Source organism: Rhizobium sp. HT1-10, assembly GCF_049472505.1.
Classification (GTDB): Bacteria; Pseudomonadota; Alphaproteobacteria; order Rhizobiales; family Rhizobiaceae; genus Rhizobium.
The window spans coordinates 264,062-284,112 of the sequence record NZ_JBCEBQ010000007.1; the positions used below are offsets into that span (position 1 = coordinate 264,062).

Sequence of the window (20,051 nt, forward strand, 5' to 3'; positions counted from 1 at the left end):
TCAATCGTCTCCCATGCGGAATTCGGCCAGCGCCGCCCGATCGATCTCGATGCCGAGACCCGGACCGTCTGGAATGGTGACGACGCCGTTGACGTGCTCGATTGGCTTCGTGACAACAGCCTGCCGGAACGGATTATCGGTACGGTCGAATTCGAGGATTGGCTCGATCGGATTGACGCGAACCGGATTGGGGATCATCGACGCCATGAACTGCAGGGCAGCGGCAATATGGACGGCCGTACCCCAGACATGGGGTACCACGCGCACGCCGTGCAGGGCTGCCATGTCGGCGATCCGACGCGCCTCGGTAAATCCGCCAACGCCGCAAAGATCGGGCTGGATGATGTCGATCGCGCGCGTCTCGATGGGCTCCTGCATGCCCCAGCGCGTGTGCCAGGTCTCGCCACCGGCGACAGGGATCGGCTGGCCTGACCGCACCGCCCTGTAGGCGCCGAGCTGTTCCGGCACGACCGGCTCCTCGAACCAGTCGATGCCGAATTCGGCGGCACGCTTGCCGACCGTAACAGCTTCGATAACGTCGTAGCCGTGGTTGCCATCGATCATCAGGCGCGTGTCCGGCCCGATCGCCTCGCGCACGGCGCGGATGACGCGCAGGTCTTCCTCGACACCGAAGCCGATCTTGATCTTGACGGCATGGAACCCGGCCTTGGCATGGGCCTCCATTTCCTGCGCATTGTCCGAAACACGATCAACCCCGTCGCGCTTGAAGCTGCCGGTGGCGTAGGCACGGACGCTGTTGCGGAACCGTCCGCCGAGCAGGGTCGAAACCGGCACGCCGAAATGCTTGCCCTTGATGTCCCACAGCGCGATATCGATGCCGGAAAGGGCGGTGATCGAGAGACCGCGCTGCCCCTGGTCGCGCAGGGCATTATAGAGAACAGCCCAGATCTTTTCCGTCTCTAGCGGATCGGCGCCGATCAGGCGGCCCGCATAGGCGGCGACCACGGTGGCATTCGGCCTTGCGGGTCCCAGGCACTCGCCCCAACCGATCGTGCCGTCGTCGCAGACGATCTCGACCAGCACATGGGAGCGGCGGTCGAAGCGCATCGAGGCGCTTTCGAAGGGCACCGGCAGCCGGTATTCGAGCAGATGCGTGTGGACGGCCGCGATCTTCATCGGCCTAGCGCTTCCAGGGCGAAATGAGCTTTTCGAGCATCGCTTCTTCTTCGCGCGTCAGGTCTTCCAGCGGCGCGCGAACCTTGCCGGCATCGAAACCCTGCAGCCGAACGCCGGCCTTGATGGCAGCGACCGCATAGCCCTTGCGGCGATTGCGGATGGCCATGAAGGGATAGAAGAAGTCCCGGAGGATCGTCTCGCAGCGGGCCCGGTCGCCAGAGCGCAGCGCCTTGTAGAATTCGACCGCCAGATCCGGGACGAAGTTGAAGACGGCCGAGGAATAGGTGGTGAAGCCGGCGCCGAGATAGGCTTCGGCGAAGAGTTCGGCCGTCGGCATGCCGCCGAGGTAGGTCAGACGATCGCCCAGCGTCGCGGTGATCTGGCGCACGGTGCCGATCTCGCCGGTCCCGTCCTTGAAGCCGACGAGGTTCGGGCAGGCGTCGCAGAGGCGTTGCAGCGTATCGACCGACAGGACCGAATTGTCGCGGTTGTAGACCATGACGCCGATGTCGACCGACTGGCAGATCCGCTTGATATGGGTGAAGAGGCCTTCCTGCGGCGCGTCGATCAGATAATGCGGCAGGAGCAGGATGCCATCGGCCCCGGCCTTCTGAACGGCCTGTGCCATTTCGACGCCAACCCGGGAGCCGAAACCGCAGCCGGAGACAATCGCCGTTGAGCCGGCTGCTTCCTTGGCGGCGCGCACGATGGCAGGCACTTCATCGGGAGAGAGCGAGAAAAACTCGCCGGTGCCGCCGGCGGCAAACAGCACGGGGGCGTCAAAGCCCGACAGCCATTCGATATGGCGCTGATAGCTTTCCGGCTGGAAGTTTTCGTCCGCATCGAAATGCGTGACAGGAAAGGACAGTAGCCCGGCGCCGAGCGCGGTCTTGATTTCTTGCGGTGTCATCGAGTTCCCCTCCAGGCGCCTCCAACTATAGTTGTCTTATAGGCACCCTGAATGATTGTCAACAACTCATCATACAGGTTTGCGCTGACCACGCAACAGCGCACGGTAGCGTTCCTGACTGCCGCGCAGGTGCCGGCGCATGGCCGACCTTGCAGTCTCCTCGTCGCCGGCGGAGATGGCCGAGACGATCTGCTGATGCTCGTCGTCGATCAGCATGATGTAGGTTGCCTGGTCGGCCTCATGTTCTCCGTCGCGCATGGCGGCGCGGGGAATGATGCGCGGTCCGATCATCGACAGGAATTCACGGAAGCGCAGATTGTTGGTGGCTTCCGCGATCGCCAGGTGCAGCGCGAAATCGGCCTCACTGGTGGGGACGCCAGCATCCAGGCAGTCGCGAACGGCATGGTGGCGCTCGAAGATCGCCTCCTCTTGCGCAGGCGAGCGACGCAAGGCGGCGAGGCCGGCGGCCTCCACTTCCACGGCCGTTCTAAGCTCCAGAAGCTCGATAACCGAGGAAACGCGGGCCTGATCGAGATTTCCGAAGGTGGGGATCTGCGATGCCGGCGGCTCGAGCACGAAAACGCCTGCGCCCTGTTGCGCCTCGACCAGCCGGTCGGCGCGCAGGGCGGCGATGGCTTCGCGCACGACGGTTCGGCTGACGCCATGAGCTTCCGTCAATTGCGCCTCGCTCGGCAGCTTGCTGCCCGGCGGGAACTGACCGGCGGCGATCGCCCGTCGCAAGGTGTCGCTGAGGCGCGCCACCAGTGTCTGCGACTTTGCTTCTGTCTGTGACTTCGGCTGTATGGCCACGACCGCGTTTTCCTTAACTATTCGCTGCAAGACGTCTCTGCCGCAAATCCGTATATCAAGTTGACGACATACGCCATGGCGAAGCTGGATCGTTGACGCTAATCTCTCAACATGTATGATGAGTTGATCAAGCTGATCCGTGCATGGGAGGATGGATTTTGAAACGATTGTTGGTGACGGGTGCGGCCGGAGGATTGGGCCGCGCGATGCGCAAACGCGTGGCATCGATGGCGGAGACAATCAGGCTCTCGGATATCGTTGATGTCGGCGACCTCAATGCGAACGAGGAGAAGGTGACCTGCGACCTCGGCGACGCGGATGCGGTTGATCGCCTTGTCGAGGGCTGCGACGGCATTCTGCATCTTGGCGGCATTTCAGTCGAAGACAAGTTTTCAAAGATCCTGAATGCCAACCTGCTCGGGCTCTATAACCTCTATGAGGCTGCGCGGGCCCACGGGCAGCCGCGTATCCTGTTTGCGAGTTCCAATCACACCGTCGGCTTCTACCGGCAGGATCAGCATATCGACAGCGAAGCACCGATGCGGCCCGACGGTCTATACGGCGTCTCGAAATGCTTCGGCGAGGCGCTGGCGCGCATGTATTTCGACAAGTTCAGCCAAGAGACCGCCCTCGTCCGGATCGGCAGCTGTATGGAAAAGCCGACCAACCACCGTATGCTGTCGACCTGGATGTCCTATGACGACTTCGCCAGTCTGATCGATTGCGTGTTTCGCGCGCCGATGCTGGGTTGCCCGATCATCTGGGGCGTGTCGGACAACGACAGCCGCTGGTGGGACAATTCCGCCGCCGCCTTTCTCGGCTGGCGTCCGAAGGACAATGCCGAGCGATTTCGCGCAGAACTCGATGCGGCCGGCCCACGCCCTGGCCCCGATGCGCCGATCGCCGTTTACCAGGGCGGGCAGTTTACCCAGGATCCGATCTTCGAAGAGGATTGAGCAAAGCGCGGTGGCCGGATGCGCCATGCTCGAAGCAACCTTCCGTGATGGCGTTCGTTCTCCCTTATCAGCCGGAAAGCCGGCTCTTTCATAAAGGAGATAGCCATGTCGAACGTTGCCAAGACAGGCGGAAGCCAGCCGAACGATGCCACCACCGCCAACACTTTCGGGCAATCGGTGGAAAGCCAGGCGCAGATTGCCGATGCGGCAAAGCTTGCGTCGCCTGCTGTCGAGCCCGGCGAGCGGCTGAATGTTTATCGCCTGGTACCCACGGCTGCCGCTGACGATCCCCGCTGGGGGAACTCCCCTTATCAGGGCGAAGTGGTCGTGGCGGCCCGCACTTCAGGAGATGCCCGCATCGTTGCGGCATCTGCGGAACTCGACTTCATGCAGACGGCCGCCGCGCCTGCCGCTGATGTGACGACGTCCAATGCCAGCGCCTTCAGGAGCGACAAACTCTATACGGTTATCGAGATCGACCGTAATCGCGCGGATGTCGCGCGCGGTGTGCTGGAGGGCACCCTCTTCCAGGATACGATCAAGCCGGCGACGCTCTAATGCGACGTGATCGGCCCGGCCGCTTCCGTTGTGGAGCCGCCGGTCTGAAGGCGTGCAACGGGGTAAGGCGTGAACGCTACTTGCTTGTCACCCGCACGGCTCCTGCTTCACCGAAGCTGCGCTGAACCACGGCAATCTGGTCCTTGGCTATGTCGGCAGAGACCTCTATCTCCCCGGCGAGCGCACCATCGTCGCGCGCGCCATCCTCGTGTGATGCATCGCCGCCCGATGGCTTAGAGCCGACCGTGTTCTCAGCGGTGGTCGACTGAACGAAAATGTCCGGCCGGCGAATGCCGTGCTGCTGCACCAGGTGCTCGATGGCAAGGTCGGCAGCCTCCCGGGTCTGAAAGAGCGCCTTGATCGTTGTCGTGCTGTCGTCTGCCACATGTCTCTCCTGTCGTACGCTTTCTGACTAACGTCGCCGGAGCCAAGTGGTTCAAGGTGCATTGGTGTGGATGGACAGGTAGACAGGTGGCGGAACAGGAAGGCCAGTTCTAACCGGGCCTCCCTGCCGCCCCTTTGTTTCGTCAAGTAGCGACGAAGTAGCTGCTGAAATCGGGCAATTCGGCGAGTGGCTTGGCATCCGCGCCCTTCAGCATCCCCGCCTTGAACAGATAGGCGCCGATATCTTTCATCTTGGCGGGATCGATGGTGCCGATGACACCCTCGACGCTGCGGAAGTAGTGCCCGTCGATCAGCGTCTGCAGCGAGTTGCGCACCAATGCACGATCCGTGAGGGAATCACTGTTGGCAGCGATCATCAGGTCGGTTGCCTGATCGGGATTGTCGACGGCAAATTGGTAGCCCTTGCGCGTGGCTTCGACGAAGGCGTGTGCCTGGGACTTGCGATCCCGCAGGAACTGGCCGCTCGACGCGATCAGCGTCGTCTGTTCATCCGGAACGCCGTAATCGGCATAGCGGAAGGACTGCTGCTTGATGCCCTTCAGCTCAACCTCGACACCTTCCCAGGTGGCAACCTCTAGCGTGAAGTCCACGGCACCGCTGTCCAGCGCCTGATAGGCCGAGGTGCCGAGCGTGATCGTCTCGAACTCGCCCTTGCCGCCGTCGGCGCGAATGATCGAGCCGATCAGGGCATTCTCCCAGGCACTGCCGAAGCCGCCGTAACGCCGCCCGTCGAGGTCTCGCGGCCGGGTTATGTCAGGCCGGTCGGCATTGGCGATGAGCCGGCCGGTTTCCGTCTGAACGACAGCATAGGTACCCACAAGATCGGCTCCGGCGGCATGCTGGGTCAGCAGACCGATCGAGCCGACGATGCCGAAGTCGGCGACATGATTGGCGACCAGCGTCCCTGCCGACGTATCCGAATAGGGCAGGATTTCCACCTCGATGCCGGCCTCTTTGTAGAAGCCACGGTCGCGCGCCACGAAGAGCCCGATATGGTTGCTGTTGGGCGTCCAGTCCAGCGCAACCGTGACCTTTCCCGCGTCAGCCGCCGTGGCTTTGAGGGGCAGAGCCTGGAGCGCAAGCCCGGCCATGGAGGCAAGCGTGGCGCGGCGGGTGAGCATGGGCAATTTCATGGTTTCATGTCCTCTGTGAGGTTGAGCAAGGTTTCAAGAATGGAATGTTCGATCGCCGCCGCCTCGGCGCCGGCGGTGCCGCCGAGCACGCGCGGCCGCGCAAGCGGGATATCGACGACCCGAATGATTTCGGCCGGCCGTGGGGACAGCAGATAGATGCGATCCGACAGGGAAACCGCCTCCCGGACGTCGTGGGTGACGAGCATTGCCGTCCAGTCGTGGCGCATCCACATGCCCTCGAGCCAGCGCTGCATGCCGGCCCGTGTCAGGGCATCCAGAGCGCCGAAGGGCTCGTCGAGAAGCAGCATCGGCCGTTCCTGCACGATGGTGCGCAGCAGGGCCGCCCTTTGGCGCATGCCGCCCGAAAGCCCCGCCGGATAGTGTTGCTCGAAGCCGGCAAGGCCGAATTCCGCAAACAGCGGCTGGACGCGGCTGCGCGCCTGCTTTCGGCTCATGCCCTGCACCTCGAGGCCGAGCGTCGTGTTGTCGATGATGCTGCGCCAGGGCATCAGCGCATCGCGCTGCGGCATGAAGGCAAAGGCCGGAGAGGCGTCGCCCAACATTTTTCCATCGACGCGGATCTCGCCGGCATCAGGGCTCTTGGTGCCGGTGAGCAGCCGGAACAATGTCGATTTGCCTGCACCCGATGGACCGAGGATCGAGACGAATTCGCCGGGCTTTACGCTGAGCGAGATGTCTTTCAGCACTTTCATGCCGTCGTAGCTGCTGGCGATGTTGCGGATTTCGAGACGCGGCGGGATCATCGCTTGCGCTCCTTCGTTGCCCGCGACCACGGCATGACGAGATAGGCGGCCAGCAGCGACAGGCCGAATAGCAGGAGTGTCAGGACAGAGCTGACCATGACCCCGGCAAGCACCAGGTCCGGGCGAAAATTGTTCTTGGCGCTGAGGATATAGATGCCGAGACCTTTGGCGGCCCCCGCATATTCGGCGAAGATCGCTCCGACCACGGCATAGGTGATGGAGATGCGCAGGCCGGCGAAGAAGTATGGCAGCGCCGACGGCAGGCGCGCGAGCAGGAAGCGCCGCCATTTCGGCGCCGCCATCGAGGCCAGGAGCTGCTCTATTTCCTCTTCCGTCGAGGCATAGCCCTGGGTGAGCGCCACCAGCATGGGGAAGAAGGTGACGAGCGCCACCAGCAGGATCTTCGGAACGAGCCCAAAGCCGAACCAAAGCACCACCAGCGGCGCGATGGCGACCAGCGGCAGGGTCTGGCTGATGATGAAGATCGGAAACAAGGCCCGCCGCAGCGGTTCCGAGAAATCCACCGCCACCGACAGCACGAATGCCGCCACCAGCGACAGGGCAAAACCCATCAGCGTTGCCATGAGCGTCGGAAGCGTGTTGTCGGCCAGCGCCTGCCTGTATTGCCATGCTTCGGCAAGAACGCGGGAGGGGGCGGGCAGGGCGGTCGGCGAGATGCCGGACAGTCGCGCATAGGCCTCCCAGGCCAGGAACAGAAGGGCGATCGAAATCAACGCGGGCAGACCGCGCTCAAGCTTGGCTCGCATGACAATATCCAGGCGTATTCAGGGAAGAGCGGTCGCTGGCGTCAGTGCGCCGACGGGCTGTTGGCCGAAACCGTCAGGTCGATGGTGACATGGCCGGCGGGCGGCCCGAAGCGCACCAGTGCCTCTCCGACCGTGGCGAATACCGCTGCCGCGTCACCGCTGAGCTTGGTGCAGAAATTCTTAGAGCGGCTGAAAACACCCGACGATTTTAGGAAATCGATGCAGCCATAGATCTCGTCCATGTGCTGGTCGATGCCGAGCGTATAAAGCGACAGCTGTGCGGATGTGGCCTGGCCGGAGAGAGGGGCGGAGGCGACGGTTGCCAGCGCCTTGGCCTTGCGCTCGGCCAGCGGTGCCATCGGGCCGGTGAGTTCCGGCGTCTGGCACATGGGATCGTCCGGCTCGCCCGGGCAGCCGCGAGAGATGGTCGCGTGCAGGACGCAATGCTTGCCGCTCGCGGCAGCTGCGACGAAGAGATCGCGCATGGCTGCAAACACGACGTCGGGCGTGCCGACCAGCAGCGTCGAGAGGTCGTCGGTCTCAATGCGCAGCCGTTCCCGGTAGGGATCGAGTGCACCAAGGGCCTTGGTGATGACGGCGACGAAATCGTCGGTCATCGGATATAGGGAAATCTGCGCGCCTGAAAACATTGCTCACCTCGCTCCGCTGGCATTATCCAGATCAGCTTGAGGGTCCGTGGTCATGCGACCACATCTCAGCCCCGGCATTTCGGAGCACCCCTGTAATGGCCACCGGTAGAACAGAGCTTGGCGGGAATTGCAAGGCGTCTGTAAAACAAAATCGGCTTGATGGGATCGATTGCCGGCGCCAGCCGATCCGCCGGCCACCCTTCCGTTTCGGCAAATGCTCCGCGACCGGCTATGGTCGATAGCCAAAATCTTTATGGCTTTTTTATTCCGGACCCCGGTCTTCCGTCTCGAACCTTTATGCGGATCGGGTGCATATCCTGGTTGCGGGAAACGCGTGTTTCCTCGCCGGATGAGAGCCCTGTGGCTCCCTGCTTTTCGAAAACTGGAAGGACATGCGCGCGATGGATATCGCCATGCTTGCCATCGTCATCATCTTTTTCGGGCTTTGCTTCGTCTACACCAAAGCCTGCGACCGTCTCTAGGAGAAGTAACCCATGCTGTTCGATTACATCTTGAGCGGTGCGGTGACCGTCTTCCTGACCGTCTATCTCACCTATGCCCTCATTCGCCCCGAGCGCTTCTGACCTGCCCAGCGCCGGGTACTGAAAGATAACCCCATGACCCTCAACGGATGGCTCCAGATCCTGCTCTTTTGCGGGATCGTCCTCGTGCTCGTCAAACCGCTCGGCGGTTACATGACCCGCGTCTTCGCGGGCGAGCGCACTTTTCTCTCCATCGTGCTCGGGCCTCTCGAGCGCGGGCTTTACCGCGTTGCCGGCACCAGCGAACGCGAAGACCAGCACTGGACGTCCTATGCGTTCTCGCTGCTGATGTTCAATCTTCTTGGCGTCTTCGTGCTCTACGCCCTGCAGCGCTTGCAGGCCGTCCTGCCGTATAACCCGGCCGGCATGGCCGCCGTGCCGTCGGACCTGTCGTTCAACACCGCCACCAGCTTTGTCACCAATACGAACTGGCAAAACTACGGCGGCGAAAGCACGATGTCCTACCTCACCCAGATGGCAGGCTTTACTGTTCAGAACTTCCTGTCCGCAGCAACCGGCATGGCTATCGCCATTGCCCTGATCAGGGGGTTTTCTCGCGCTTCCGGAAAGGCGATCGGCAATTTCTGGGTCGATATGACCCGCTCCACCTTCTACATCCTGCTGCCGATCTGCATCGTCATGACGCTCGCCTTCGTCTATCTCGGTGTGCCGCAGACGCTCGGCCCCTATGTGACCGCGACGACGCTGGAGGGCGCGCAGCAGACAATCGCTGTCGGCCCCGTTGCCTCGCAGCTTGCCATCAAGATGCTCGGCACCAATGGCGGCGGCTTCTTCAATGCCAACTCCGCTCATCCCTTCGAAAACCCTGACGCGATCTCCAACCTGATCCAGATGGTATCCATCTTCGCCATCGGTGCGGCCCTGACCAACGTCTTCGGGCGGATGGTCGGCAACCAGCGCCAGGGCTGGGCGATCCTCGCCACGATGGGCATCCTGTTCCTCGTCGGCGTCGGCGTGACCTACTGGGCTGAAGCTGCCGGCAACCCGCTGATGCACGCCTTCGGTCTTGGCGGCGGCAACATGGAAGGCAAGGAAGTGCGCTTCGGCGTGGTTCTGTCCTCGCTGTTTGCAGTCATCACTACGGCCGCTTCCTGCGGCGCGGTCAATGCGATGCATGGCAGCTTCACGGCACTCGGCGGCCTCATCCCGCTCATCAACATGCAGCTCGGCGAAGTGATCGTCGGCGGCGTCGGCGCGGGCTTCTACGGCATCGTGCTGTTCGTGATCATCGCGATCTTCGTTGCCGGTCTGATGGTCGGTCGCACGCCGGAATATCTCGGCAAGAAGATCGAGGCCAAGGAAATGAAGATGGCCATCCTCGCCATTCTCTGCCTGCCGACGGCCATGCTGATCTTTACGGCGATTGCCAGCGTCCTGCCGAGTGCGGTCGCTGCGATCGGGACAGCCGGCCCGCACGGCTTCTCGGAGATCCTCTATGCCTACACCTCGACGGCCGCCAACAACGGCTCTGCCTTCGGCGGCCTGTCGGGCAACACGCCCTGGTACAACGTCACGCTCGGCATCTCGATGCTGATGGGTCGCTTCCTGGTCATCATACCCGCTCTCGCCATCGCCGGATCGCTGGTCGCCAAGAAGCGCGTGCCGTCATCGGCAGGCACGTTTCCCACCGATGGTCCCCTGTTCGTCGGCCTGCTGGTCGGCACGATCGTGATCGTCGGGGGTCTCACCTTCTTCCCGGCGCTGGCGCTCGGACCGGTGATCGAGCACCTGATGATGATCGCTGGCCAGACCTTCTGAGGCCAGTCCGATGATCCTGCGACACATGCTTCGCAAACGTACACGCTCCCGCTCCGGCTCGCCGGCGCGGGAGCCGGCCGGGACGACCCGGGCCACGGACGTCATCCTGATGATGATGGCCATCCTGCTGGTCGCGCTTGCCGCCTTCAAAATCCTTCACGGCTGACCGGCCCATCCGATCACGCTTCCTCTTTCGCTGGAGTCTCTCAATGAGCCAGGCAAAATCCGCGAGTATCCTCGATAGTCGCATCCTTATTCCCGCCATCGGCGGGGCGTTCGCAAAGCTGAACCCCCGGACGCTGTCCAAGAACCCGGTCATGTTCGTCGTGGCAACTGTCTCGCTCCTGACGACCGTGCTGTTCATCCGCGATCTCCTCACCGGCGGCAGCAATCTCGGCTTCTCGCTGCAGGTCAACATCTGGCTGTGGTTCACGGTGCTGTTTGCCAACTTCGCCGAGGCCGTTGCCGAAGGCCGTGGCAAGGCCCAGGCCGCCTCGCTGCGCAAGTCGCGGACGGAAACCCAGGCCAAGCTGCTGCAGGGTGGCAGCCGCGATGCCTACATCATGGTATCGGGCACCAGCCTCAAGGTCGGCGATGTCGTGCTGGTCGAGGCCGGCGATATCATCCCGTCCGACGGCGAGGTGATCGAAGGCGTTGCCTCCGTCAACGAGGCGGCAATAACAGGCGAATCCGCCCCCGTCATCCGCGAATCCGGCGGCGACCGCTCGGCCGTCACGGGCGGCACGCAGGTGCTCTCCGACCAGATCCGGGTCCGCATCACGGCTGCTGCCGGCTCGACCTTCATCGACCGAATGATTGCACTGGTCGAAGGCGCCGAGCGCCAGAAGACGCCGAACGAGATCGCCCTCAACATCCTGCTCGCCGGCATGACCCTGATCTTCGTGTTGGCGACAGCCACGATCCCTAGTTTTGCGTCCTATGCCGGCGGCTCGATCCCGATCATCATTCTGGTCGCCCTCTTCGTGACCCTGATCCCGACGACCATCGGCGCGCTGCTCTCGGCCATCGGCATCGCCGGCATGGACCGGCTGGTCCGCTTCAATGTGCTCGCCATGTCCGGCCGCGCGGTCGAAGCGGCTGGCGACGTCGACACGCTGCTGCTCGACAAGACCGGCACGATCACGCTGGGCAACCGCCAAGCAACTTCGTTCCGTCCGGTTCGCGGCGTCACCGAGCAGGAACTCGCCGATGCGGCCCAGCTGGCCTCGCTTGCCGACGAGACGCCGGAAGGCCGCTCCATCGTCGTGCTCGCCAAGGAGAAATACGCGATCCGGGGTCGCGACATGACGGCTCTGTCCGCCACCTTCGTCCCCTTCACGGCCCAGACCCGCATGAGCGGCGTCGATGTCGATGGCTCGTCGATCCGCAAGGGTGCCGTGGACTCCGTGCTCGCCTATGTCACCGGTGCCGGCGCCTCCGCTGGCAGCGCCGGCCATGATGTCGTGCGTGAACTGCAGGCAATTGCCGACGAGATCGCCAAGTCGGGTGCTACCCCGCTCGCCGTTGCCCGCGACGGCCGCTTGCTCGGCGTCATCCAGCTGAAAGACATCGTCAAGGGCGGCATCCGCGAGCGTTTTGCCGAACTGCGCCGCATGGGCATCCGCACCGTCATGATAACAGGCGACAACCCGATGACGGCAGCAGCGATCGCGGCCGAGGCCGGCGTCGACGACTTCCTCGCCCAGGCGACGCCCGAGATGAAGCTGGCGCTGATGCGCGAGGAGCAGGCCAAGGGCAAGCTCGTCGCCATGTGCGGCGACGGTACCAACGATGCCCCGGCACTCGCCCAGGCCGATGTCGGCGTGGCGATGAACACCGGCACGGTGGCTGCCCGCGAAGCCGGCAACATGGTCGACCTCGACAGCGATCCGACCAAGCTGATCGAGATCGTCGAAATCGGCAAGCAGTTGCTGATGACCCGTGGCGCGCTCACCACCTTCTCGATCGCCAACGACATCGCCAAGTATTTCGCCATCATCCCGGCCATGTTCATTGCCTTCTATCCGCAGCTGAAGGCTCTGAACATCATGGGGCTGGCCTCGACGCAGAGCGCCATTCTTTCGGCGATCATCTTCAATGCGCTGATCATCATCGCCCTGATCCCACTGTCGCTGAAGGGCGTCAAATACCGACCGATCGGTGCCGGCGCGCTGCTCAGCCGCAACCTGCTCATCTACGGCCTCGGCGGTGTCATCGTCCCCTTCATCGGGATCAAGGCGATCGACATGATCGTCACGGCCCTTGGCCTTGCCTAAGCCGGCGCGTCCGCTGCCGCCGGTTTCTCGTCTCAACCCAACCAGGAGTTCATCAAAATGCTGAACCAGCTCCGCCCCGCCATCGTCATGATTGTCGCCACCACCGCCTTGACGGGCCTTCTCTATCCGCTGGCAATGACCGGTGCTGCCCAGGCGCTGTTTCCCGCGCAGGCGGCCGGCAGCCTTGTCGTCAAGGATGGTAGAGTCGTCGGCTCGAGCCTCATAGGCCAGGCCTTCGCCAGCGACCGCTATTTCCACGGGCGCCCGTCGGCCGCCGGCGACGGCTATAATGCTGCAAGCTCGGGCGGCTCCAACCTCGGCCCGACCTCGAAGAAGTTGATCGACCGCGTCAAGGCCGACTACGAAGCCGCCAAGGCCACCAACCCGAACGCCGAAGTGCCTGTCGACCTCGTCACCGCTTCCGGCAGCGGCCTCGATCCAGCGATTTCCCCTGAAGCCGCATACTTTCAGGTGCCGCGCATTGCCAAGGCTCGCAACTTGGACGAAGCCAAGGTAAAGACGTTGATCGACAACGTCGTTCAGGGCCGCGAGCTCGGTATCCTGGGCGAGGCGACAGTGAACGTCCTGGCCCTTAACCAGGCACTCGACGCCCTGGCGACGTGACAGGAATAGGGCTTAAAGGACCCATGGCAAAGGCCATGCGGGAAAGAACGACGTAATGTCTGCAGGCGACCGCGACCCAATGCTGAGACCTTCACCCGACGCCCTCCTGGAGAAGGCGAAGGCCGAGGCGCGCGGTCGCTTGAAGATATTCCTGGGCGCGGCGCCTGGTGTCGGCAAGACCTACGAGATGCTCCTGTCCGGCCGGGCAAAGATTGCCGATGGCGTCGATGTCGTCATCGGCGTCGTCGAGACCCACGGCCGCAAGGAAACGCAGGCGTTGATTTCCGGGTTCGAGATCGTTCCCCGGGTGAAGCTGCCCTACAAGGGCCAGCTGCTGGAGGAAATGGATCTCGACGCCATCCTCGCCCGCCGGCCGGACTGGGTGCTGGTGGACGAACTGGCCCATACCAACGCCGAAGGCAGCCGCCATCCGAAACGCTACCTCGATGTCAAGGAACTGCTCGACCGCGGCATCAACGTCTACACCACGCTGAACATCCAGCATGTCGAGAGCCTCAACGACGTCGTTTCGCAGATCACCCGCATCAGGGTTCGCGAGACGGTGCCTGACTCGATCATCGACATGGCCGACGATGTCGAGATCATCGACCTGACGCCGGACGACCTGATCAAGCGCCTGCACGACGGCAAGGTCTATGTCGCCAAGACCGCAGAGCGGGCGCTGACCAATTATTTCACGCCGGGCAACCTGACGGCGCTGCGCGAGCTCGCGCTCCGCCGCACCGCCCAGCGCGTCGATGACCAGCTGTTGACGCATATGCAGGCCAATGCGATCGCCGGGCCCTGGGCTGCCGGCGAACGCATTATCGTCTCCGTCGACGAAGATCCGCGCTCGGCATCGCTGGTGCGCTACGGCGCCCGGATGGCGTCGCGGCTGCGGGCGCGCTGGTCGGCTGTCTATGTCGAGACTAACCGCTCCATCAACCTCACCGAAATGCAGCGCGACACGATCGCAGCGACGCTGAGGCTCGCTGAGCATCTGGGTGGCGAGGCGATCACCCTCCCGGGGCGGGGTGTGGCGGAGGAGCTGCTGCAGCACGCCGCCGCAAACAACGTTACCCACATCGTCACCGGTTCGCCGTCCAAGCGGCGCTGGCGCGACAGTTTCACCGCGTCGGTCGCCGACCAGCTGATCCGGGGGGCCGGCGATGTCAGCGTGCATGTCATATCCGGCAACGACAAGGATGCGCCTGTCGCTCCCCGTGGTGTTGCGAGCGCCGCCGCCGCGACGTCCTTCGACCTCAAGGCCTACCTTCTTGCGACAGGTTATGTGGCCATAACACTGCTCTTCGGCGCGGCTTTGGATCAGATACTCGATGTGCGCAATCTGGCGCTTGTCTTCCTGATGGCGGTGCTGACCTCGGCCGTTATCCACGGGCTGCGGCCGGCGCTTTATTCCTCCGTTCTCGGATCGCTGGCCTTCAACTTCTTCTTTCTGCCGCCGCGCTATACCTTCACGATCAGCGACCCGGAAAGCGTGCTGGCACTGTTCTTCTTCTTCGGCGTTGCGATCATTGCCAGCAACCTGACCGCCACGGTGCAGAGGCAGGCCGCCGCCGCCCGTCACCGTGCGCGCACGACCGAAGATCTCTATCTCTTTTCGAAGAAACTGGCGGGAACGGGGACGCTCGACGACGTGCTCTGGGCAACGGCCTTCCAACTCGCATCGATGCTCAAGGTCCGGGTCGTGCTGCTGCTGCCGGAAGACGGAACGATCGCGGTGCGGGCCGGCTATCCGCCCGACGACACGCTCGACGATGCCGACATCGCGGCGGCGGGTTGGGCCTGGGAGCATAACCTTGCCGCCGGCCGCGGCGCCGATACCCTGCCCGGCGCCAAGCGGCTTTATGTACCGCTGCGCACCGGCCGCTCCGCTGTCGGCGTCATCGGCCTCGACAGCGACCGTCGCGACGGTCCCCTGCTGACGCCCGAGCAGCAGCGTCTGCTCGATGCGCTCGCGGACCAGGCCGCCCTGGCGATCGAGCGCATCCAGCTGGTCGGCGACGTCGACAGGGCGAAGCTCACGGTGGAAGCCGGCAGGCTGCGCTCGGCCCTCTTGACCTCGATCTCGCACGACCTGAAGACGCCATTGGCCGCGATCCTCGGGGCGGCCGGGACATTGCGCGATTACCTCGATTCGATGACCGAGGAGGATCGCACCGACCTGCTCTCGACAATCGTCGACGAGTCCGAACGGCTCAACCGGTTCATCGCCAATCTCCTCGACATGACGCGCATCGGCTCGGGTGCGATGCAGCCCAACAGCGCACCCAATTTCATCGAGGATATCGTCGGCAGTGCGCTTCGCCGCAGCGCGAAGATCCTCATTCACCACCAGATCGATCTGGATATCGCCGCCGACCTGCCGATGGTGCGGGTCGATCCGGTGCTGCTCGAGCAGGTGCTCTTCAACCTCCTCGACAATGCCGCCAAATACGCACCTGAGGGGTCGACCATCGATCTGAAAAGCTGGGCCAATGCCTACAACGTCTTCGTCGAGATTTCCGACGAGGGTCCGGGCATACCGGCAAACGATCTGGAACGAGTGTTCGATACCTTCTACCGCGTCGGCAAAGGAGATCAGGTGCGGGCCGGCACGGGGCTGGGCCTTTCGATCTGCCGTGGCTTCGTCGAGGCGATGGGAGGAACCGTGACCGCCGCCAACCGGCAGGACCGCCAGGGAGCCACCTTCACCATCCGTCTGCCTCGGGCCAATGACATCCCAGAACTGGAAGACCTCAAATGACAGGCGCGCCCATCACGATCCTCGTCGTCGACGACGAGCCGCCAATACGCCGCCTGCTGCGTGTCGGCCTGACAGCGCAAGGCTACGATGTCGTCGAAGCGGCCGATGCGGCCGCGGCCGCGCGCCAGGTGAAGAACGATCCGCCGGATCTCATCATCCTCGATCTGGGACTGCCGGACAAGCCGGGTCATCAACTGCTTCACGAATGGCGGGAGGAGGGGGTGACGATACCGGTTGTCATTCTTTCCAGCCGTACCGACGAGGCGGGAATCGTTCAGGCCCTGGAGACCGGCGCCGACGATTACGTGGCCAAGCCGTTCGGCGTCAACGAGCTCGCTGCCCGCATCCGCGTTGCCCTGCGCCATCGGCTTCAGCAGCAGGGCGAAAAGGCGATCTTCCAGACGGGCGGGCTCACCATCGATCTCGTCAAGCGCATCGTCAAGGTGGATAATGTCGAGGTCAAGCTTTCGCCCAAGGAATACGACATCCTTCGCGTCTTGGCGCAATATGCCGGAAAGGTGCTGACGCATCAGTTCGTTCTGAAGCAGGTCTGGGGCCCGGCGGCCGACGTGCAGTATCTGCGGGTCTATGTTCGGCAATTGCGCCAGAAGATCGAGAAAGTGCCTGATCAGCCAATCTACATCACCACGGAAACAGGCGTCGGCTATCGGCTTAGGGAGCCGGACTGAGGCGCGTGACAACAAATCCAGCAGTAGATTGCGCCTAAGGCACGTTTGGGCTGAACAGAGATGTTCTAATACTAAGGAAAGTCGGGCCAAATGCAGCGTTATTTACAATGACGCAATCCTCTGCACACGAAATATTTAGACTGGCTCACTCTAATGTCGACCATCCCCAAGGGACGCGATTGCCGAACGCCGACGTCGCGGCTGCTTTGCGAGACACGGTGAGGGAAAATCTTGAAGCGCGAGTTTGGCACACCCGTAACCTTTGATGGATGCGTTGGCTTCATCCATGACGGCGGCGGTACGACCGGAGTGGTCATGCTGCCGGCATGGGGCTTCGAAGAGATGACAATCCGCAGGGGCTGGGCTGGATTTGCCGATAGACTGGCGCAGGCCGGCTATTGCTGCCTCCGGTTCGACTGGCCCGGAGCCGGCGACAGCCTTGGAAATACAAGTGATGGCATATCCCTCAACGATTGGCTGGACGCGGTGAGGGCAGCCGCAGAACTGTTGCGCGGACACTATGGTGTTACGAAGATCGTCCTTCTTGGCCATGGCATCGGCGGACTGATCGCGCCCCATTGCGCCCTATCGACATCGGCATCGGCCGTCGTTCAGATGGCGCCGCAGAATCAGGGCAGGGCAGGCATGCGCGAACTGGAAATTCTCGGCCGCATGATCGGCTCCTTTCTAGGCCTTCCCGGTAACCCATCGAAAGAAACGATCGAGATCGGCGGCCATTCGATGTCCGCCGCGCTGGCCAAGGAAATCGGCGAGTTGCGGATCGTGGAGGGCAGCCAGCTGGGGAGCGAAATTCCGCTGTTGGCGGTTCTGCGATCGGGCGCGCCGGGTGCTGCCGAATGGCCCCAGCGACTGTCCTCCGCCGGCTTTGTGGTTTCGACGGAAATCTATGCAGGCGCTGACGGCTTTTTATCCTACAGCCAGGCCTCCGTCCCGCCGGTTGCCTGTTTCGATCAGGTGCGGTCATGGCTGGTCGCCACGATGCCGCCGGGCAATAGGGCTGCGGCTGCCCAGCCGCAGCCTGTCATCCAAGCCCTGCAAGGCGATGGCTACAGCGAGAAGCCTCTCCTGTTCGGAGCGGACGGGCGCTTGTTCGGCATCCTCTGCCTGCCTGAGGCTCAGGCGCCACGCGCGACCATCCTGCTTATCAATTCCGGCGACAACTATCATATCGGCTGGGCGCGCATGCATGTCGATTTCGCCCGCGCGCTGGCCGCAAGAGGCATTGCGAGCTTTCGTATCGACACAGGCGGTATCGGCGATGCGGCCTCGATCGAAGGCCATGCCTATTATGTCGAGGCCCAGGCTCTTGATGTGATGGAGGCGGTGACGACGGTGGAGGCGATGCGCCTTGGCCCTATCCTGGTGTCTGGCCGCTGCAGCGGCGGTTATGCGGCAGTACAAACCGCAGTCGCCGATCCCCGCATCCGCGGGCTCGTTGCCGTCAACACGGTGCGGCTCGGGCTTTCACCGGATGAAACCTTCGAAGACATTCTGAAAGGCGGCACCTCCTCGGTCGCGGATTATCGCCGGCGGGCTTTATCCTTCCAGACCATCATGGATATTCTCTCCGGTCGGAAGTCCCTGAGGCTGTTGGCCGCCAAGGCCGCGCATCTCGTGAAGGCCCAACTGTCGGCACGCTTTCCCCGCCTGTTCGGCGCCCTGGACGGCTCTTCGACCCTGACGCAGGAGATCCGTCGCCAGGCGCGGGAGCTGCAGGCCCGCGATGTGTCGGTGTTCCTCGTCTACGGCGAGAACGACGGTGGCCTCGATGAACTGACGCGCCATTTCGGCAAACGCGATGCCGCTGCCTACGGCCACGCCACCGTCAGGATAGTCTCGAACGCCGAGCATAACATGACGGCCCCCCATGCCCGCCAGGCCATCCTCGAGGCGCTGATCGATGCGGTCGTTGCGGTCGAAGGTTTGGGCCAACCAGGCGCCGTTTCCGCAAGCTAAAGTTGACGAAAGACCAAGTCGTCTCGTGCTGATCCACTCCGCTGGAGAGCACCGACGTCTGATGGCTAACAGGACGTTAACGCGGCTAGGCAAGTCCTAACCCATTTTTAAGCTGTCGCACTGTATGTGAATGCGGGACAAGAGGATTATTTATGCGCGTCGCGATTGTACATGATTGGCTATATACAGTCGGCGGTGCTGAGCGCGTCTTGCAGGAGATCCTGCGATGCTATCCGGATGCCGACGTCTTTTGCCTGTTTGACTTCCTGACGGCCGAGGACCGTCAAAAGATCGGGTTGAAACAGACGCGAACGAGCTTCCTGCAGAAGCTGCCATTCGTGCAGCGCGCGCACCGCGCCTACTTGCCGCTGATGCCGCTGGCGATCGAGCAGCTCGACCTGTCTGCTTACGATCTCATCATTTCGAGCAGCTATGCCGTGGCCAAGGGCATTCTCGCCGGACCGGACCAGCTGCACATCTCCTATGTGCATTCGCCGATCCGCTACGCCTGGGATCTGCAGCATGCTTATCTCGCTCGCAGCCGCAACCCGCTGACGCGCCTGATAGCCCGGCCTCTGCTGCATCGACTGCGCATCTGGGACGCGCGGACTGCGAGCGGGCCGGACCTGCTGCTGGCCAACTCCCATTTCGTGGCGCGCCGTATTCGCAAGGTCTATGGGCGGAAGGCCGCTGTGCTCTATCCCCCTGCCAATCTGTCTGATCGCTCGGAGGCGCCGGTCAAGGGCGATCACTTCCTGGCCGCCAGCCGTTTGGTGCCTTACAAGAACATAGAAGCCATCGTGCGAGCTTTCGAGGCGCTTCCCGACCAGCATCTGATCGTTGCCGGAGACGGGCCAGAGGCCGCTCACTTGCGAAAGATAGCCGGCGCCAATGTCAGCTTCGCCGGCTTCGTCAGCGACAGCAAGCTCCGCGATTTGATGGCAACGGCGCGGGCATTCGTCTTCGCCGCAGAAGAGGATTTTGGCATCATCTCGGTAGAGGCACAGTCGGAGGGGACGCCTGTGCTGGCACTCGGTCGCGGCGGTTCCTGCGAGACCGTCATCGATGGCCAGACGGGCCTGTTTTTCGATCAGCCGGAAGGGCCGGCGATTGCGGCCTGCGTGCGACGCTTCCTGAGCCTCGAGGGGCAATTTTCCGCTGAAAACTGCAAGGCCCAGGCGGCAAAATTCTCGCCGGAACGCTTCCGGGACGGTTTGCGTGCACACGTTAACGAAACCATTTCGGCCTATAAGTCATCCGTCGTCGGCTACGTGCCTCGCGACAGGTTCTCGACGGAAGGCGGATGA

19 protein-coding genes and 1 riboswitch are annotated in these 20,051 nt (G+C 62.9%); of the genes, 11 read left to right on the top strand and 8 right to left on the bottom strand.

From position 1 onward, the window contains the following. From VH564_RS18460 to VH564_RS18470, 3 genes are all read right to left on the bottom strand, one after another. On the bottom strand, positions 1-1,137 hold the full coding sequence (locus VH564_RS18460; RefSeq protein WP_423341315.1) for a mandelate racemase/muconate lactonizing enzyme family protein: 1,137 nt from the start codon (positions 1,135-1,137) through the stop codon (positions 1-3). A gap of 4 nt (positions 1,138-1,141) precedes the next feature. Next, a complete protein-coding gene (kdgD, locus tag VH564_RS18465) occupies positions 1,142-2,047 on the bottom strand; it encodes a 5-dehydro-4-deoxyglucarate dehydratase (RefSeq protein ID WP_423341316.1) in 906 nt (301 codons plus the stop codon). Between the two features lie 69 nt (positions 2,048-2,116). Further along, positions 2,117-2,857 (bottom strand): FadR/GntR family transcriptional regulator, encoded by a 741-nt coding sequence (locus VH564_RS18470; RefSeq protein ID WP_423341317.1) that lies wholly within the window; start codon positions 2,855-2,857, stop codon positions 2,117-2,119. Between the two features lie 158 nt (positions 2,858-3,015). Here VH564_RS18470 and VH564_RS18475 point away from each other — a divergent pair, with 158 nt between their 5' ends. Beyond that, positions 3,016-3,813 (top strand): NAD-dependent epimerase/dehydratase family protein, encoded by a 798-nt coding sequence (locus VH564_RS18475; protein ID WP_423341318.1) that lies wholly within the window; start codon positions 3,016-3,018, stop codon positions 3,811-3,813. Between the two features lie 105 nt (positions 3,814-3,918). Continuing rightward, positions 3,919-4,371, top strand: coding sequence for a hypothetical protein (locus tag VH564_RS18480; protein ID WP_423341319.1), 453 nt, complete (start codon positions 3,919-3,921; stop codon positions 4,369-4,371). Positions 4,372-4,447: 76 nt separating this feature from the next. On the opposite strand, the gene VH564_RS18485 is transcribed toward VH564_RS18480, so the two are convergent. The 5 genes from VH564_RS18485 to VH564_RS18505 form a co-directional block, all read right to left on the bottom strand. Next, positions 4,448-4,756 carry a hypothetical protein gene (locus VH564_RS18485; RefSeq protein WP_423341320.1) on the bottom strand — a complete coding sequence of 103 codons (309 nt, stop codon included), beginning with the start codon at positions 4,754-4,756 and terminating at the stop codon, positions 4,448-4,450. 142 nt (positions 4,757-4,898) lie between these two features. Next, positions 4,899-5,903, bottom strand: coding sequence for an ABC transporter substrate-binding protein (locus tag VH564_RS18490; protein ID WP_423341378.1), 1,005 nt, complete (start codon positions 5,901-5,903; stop codon positions 4,899-4,901). A 2-nt stretch (positions 5,904-5,905) separates the two neighbouring features. Next, positions 5,906-6,673, bottom strand: a complete 768-nt coding sequence (locus VH564_RS18495; RefSeq protein WP_423341321.1) for an ABC transporter ATP-binding protein — start codon at positions 6,671-6,673, stop codon at positions 5,906-5,908. After that, positions 6,670-7,440, bottom strand: a complete 771-nt coding sequence (locus VH564_RS18500) for an ABC transporter permease (RefSeq protein ID WP_423341322.1) — start codon at positions 7,438-7,440, stop codon at positions 6,670-6,672. Before VH564_RS18500 ends, VH564_RS18495 begins: the two co-directional genes overlap by 4 nt. Before the next feature lie 41 nt (positions 7,441-7,481). Then, entirely contained in the window at positions 7,482-8,090 is a 609-nt protein-coding gene (locus VH564_RS18505) for a YkoF family thiamine/hydroxymethylpyrimidine-binding protein (RefSeq protein ID WP_423341323.1), read from the bottom strand. Next, positions 8,081-8,192: riboswitch (TPP riboswitch) on the bottom strand. Its footprint overlaps the gene before it by 10 nt. A 392-nt stretch (positions 8,193-8,584) precedes the next feature. On the opposite strand from VH564_RS18505, the gene kdpF reads away from it, so the two are divergent. The 9 genes from kdpF (at position 8,585) to VH564_RS18550 (ending at position 20,051) form a co-directional block, all read left to right on the top strand. After that, a complete protein-coding gene (gene kdpF / locus VH564_RS18510; protein WP_111221508.1) occupies positions 8,585-8,674 on the top strand; it encodes a K(+)-transporting ATPase subunit F in 90 nt (29 codons plus the stop codon). Between the two features lie 33 nt (positions 8,675-8,707). After that, on the top strand, positions 8,708-10,411 hold the full coding sequence (gene kdpA, locus VH564_RS18515; RefSeq protein ID WP_423341324.1) for a potassium-transporting ATPase subunit KdpA: 1,704 nt from the start codon (positions 8,708-8,710) through the stop codon (positions 10,409-10,411). A gap of 25 nt (positions 10,412-10,436) precedes the next feature. Beyond that, positions 10,437-10,577 carry a hypothetical protein gene (locus VH564_RS18520; protein ID WP_423341325.1) on the top strand — a complete coding sequence of 47 codons (141 nt, stop codon included), beginning with the start codon at positions 10,437-10,439 and terminating at the stop codon, positions 10,575-10,577. Positions 10,578-10,620: 43 nt separating this feature from the next. Beyond that, complete coding sequence (gene kdpB, locus VH564_RS18525; RefSeq protein ID WP_423341326.1) at positions 10,621-12,687, top strand: potassium-transporting ATPase subunit KdpB; 2,067 nt, start codon at positions 10,621-10,623, stop codon at positions 12,685-12,687. A gap of 57 nt (positions 12,688-12,744) precedes the next feature. After that, positions 12,745-13,311 carry a potassium-transporting ATPase subunit KdpC gene (gene kdpC, locus VH564_RS18530; protein WP_423341327.1) on the top strand — a complete coding sequence of 189 codons (567 nt, stop codon included), beginning with the start codon at positions 12,745-12,747 and terminating at the stop codon, positions 13,309-13,311. A gap of 55 nt (positions 13,312-13,366) precedes the next feature. Next, a complete protein-coding gene (locus VH564_RS18535) occupies positions 13,367-16,078 on the top strand; it encodes a DUF4118 domain-containing protein (protein ID WP_423341328.1) in 2,712 nt (903 codons plus the stop codon). Further along, positions 16,075-16,767 (top strand): response regulator, encoded by a 693-nt coding sequence (locus tag VH564_RS18540; RefSeq protein WP_423341329.1) that lies wholly within the window; start codon positions 16,075-16,077, stop codon positions 16,765-16,767. The genes VH564_RS18535 and VH564_RS18540 overlap by 4 nt, the downstream gene beginning before the upstream one ends. 231 nt (positions 16,768-16,998) lie before the next feature. Beyond that, positions 16,999-18,744, top strand: coding sequence for an alpha/beta hydrolase (locus tag VH564_RS18545; protein WP_423341330.1), 1,746 nt, complete (start codon positions 16,999-17,001; stop codon positions 18,742-18,744). A gap of 152 nt (positions 18,745-18,896) precedes the next feature. Next, positions 18,897-20,051, top strand: a complete 1,155-nt coding sequence (locus VH564_RS18550; RefSeq protein WP_423341331.1) for a glycosyltransferase — start codon at positions 18,897-18,899, stop codon at positions 20,049-20,051.

What these genes read in the sequence shown, in the direction of transcription:
- VH564_RS18520 (WP_423341325.1), top strand. Translation starts at nt 10,437, where the DNA reads ATGCTTCGCAAACGTACACGCTCCCGCTCCGGCTCGCCGGCGCGGGAG.
- kdpF (WP_111221508.1), top strand. Translation starts at nt 8,585, where the DNA reads ATGCTGTTCGATTACATCTTGAGCGGTGCGGTGACCGTCTTCCTGACC.
- kdpC (WP_423341327.1), top strand. Translation starts at nt 12,745, where the DNA reads ATGCTGAACCAGCTCCGCCCCGCCATCGTCATGATTGTCGCCACCACC.
- VH564_RS18480 (WP_423341319.1), top strand. Translation starts at nt 3,919, where the DNA reads ATGTCGAACGTTGCCAAGACAGGCGGAAGCCAGCCGAACGATGCCACC.
- VH564_RS18500 (WP_423341322.1), bottom strand. Translation starts at nt 7,440, where the DNA reads ATGCGAGCCAAGCTTGAGCGCGGTCTGCCCGCGTTGATTTCGATCGCC.
- VH564_RS18535 (WP_423341328.1), top strand. Translation starts at nt 13,367, where the DNA reads ATGTCTGCAGGCGACCGCGACCCAATGCTGAGACCTTCACCCGACGCC.
- kdpB (WP_423341326.1), top strand. Translation starts at nt 10,621, where the DNA reads ATGAGCCAGGCAAAATCCGCGAGTATCCTCGATAGTCGCATCCTTATT.
- VH564_RS18540 (WP_423341329.1), top strand. Translation starts at nt 16,075, where the DNA reads ATGACAGGCGCGCCCATCACGATCCTCGTCGTCGACGACGAGCCGCCA.
- kdgD (WP_423341316.1), bottom strand. Translation starts at nt 2,047, where the DNA reads ATGACACCGCAAGAAATCAAGACCGCGCTCGGCGCCGGGCTACTGTCC.
- VH564_RS18550 (WP_423341331.1), top strand. Translation starts at nt 18,897, where the DNA reads ATGCGCGTCGCGATTGTACATGATTGGCTATATACAGTCGGCGGTGCT.
- VH564_RS18505 (WP_423341323.1), bottom strand. Translation starts at nt 8,090, where the DNA reads ATGTTTTCAGGCGCGCAGATTTCCCTATATCCGATGACCGACGATTTC.
- VH564_RS18495 (WP_423341321.1), bottom strand. Translation starts at nt 6,673, where the DNA reads ATGATCCCGCCGCGTCTCGAAATCCGCAACATCGCCAGCAGCTACGAC.
- VH564_RS18460 (WP_423341315.1), bottom strand. Translation starts at nt 1,137, where the DNA reads ATGAAGATCGCGGCCGTCCACACGCATCTGCTCGAATACCGGCTGCCG.
- kdpA (WP_423341324.1), top strand. Translation starts at nt 8,708, where the DNA reads ATGACCCTCAACGGATGGCTCCAGATCCTGCTCTTTTGCGGGATCGTC.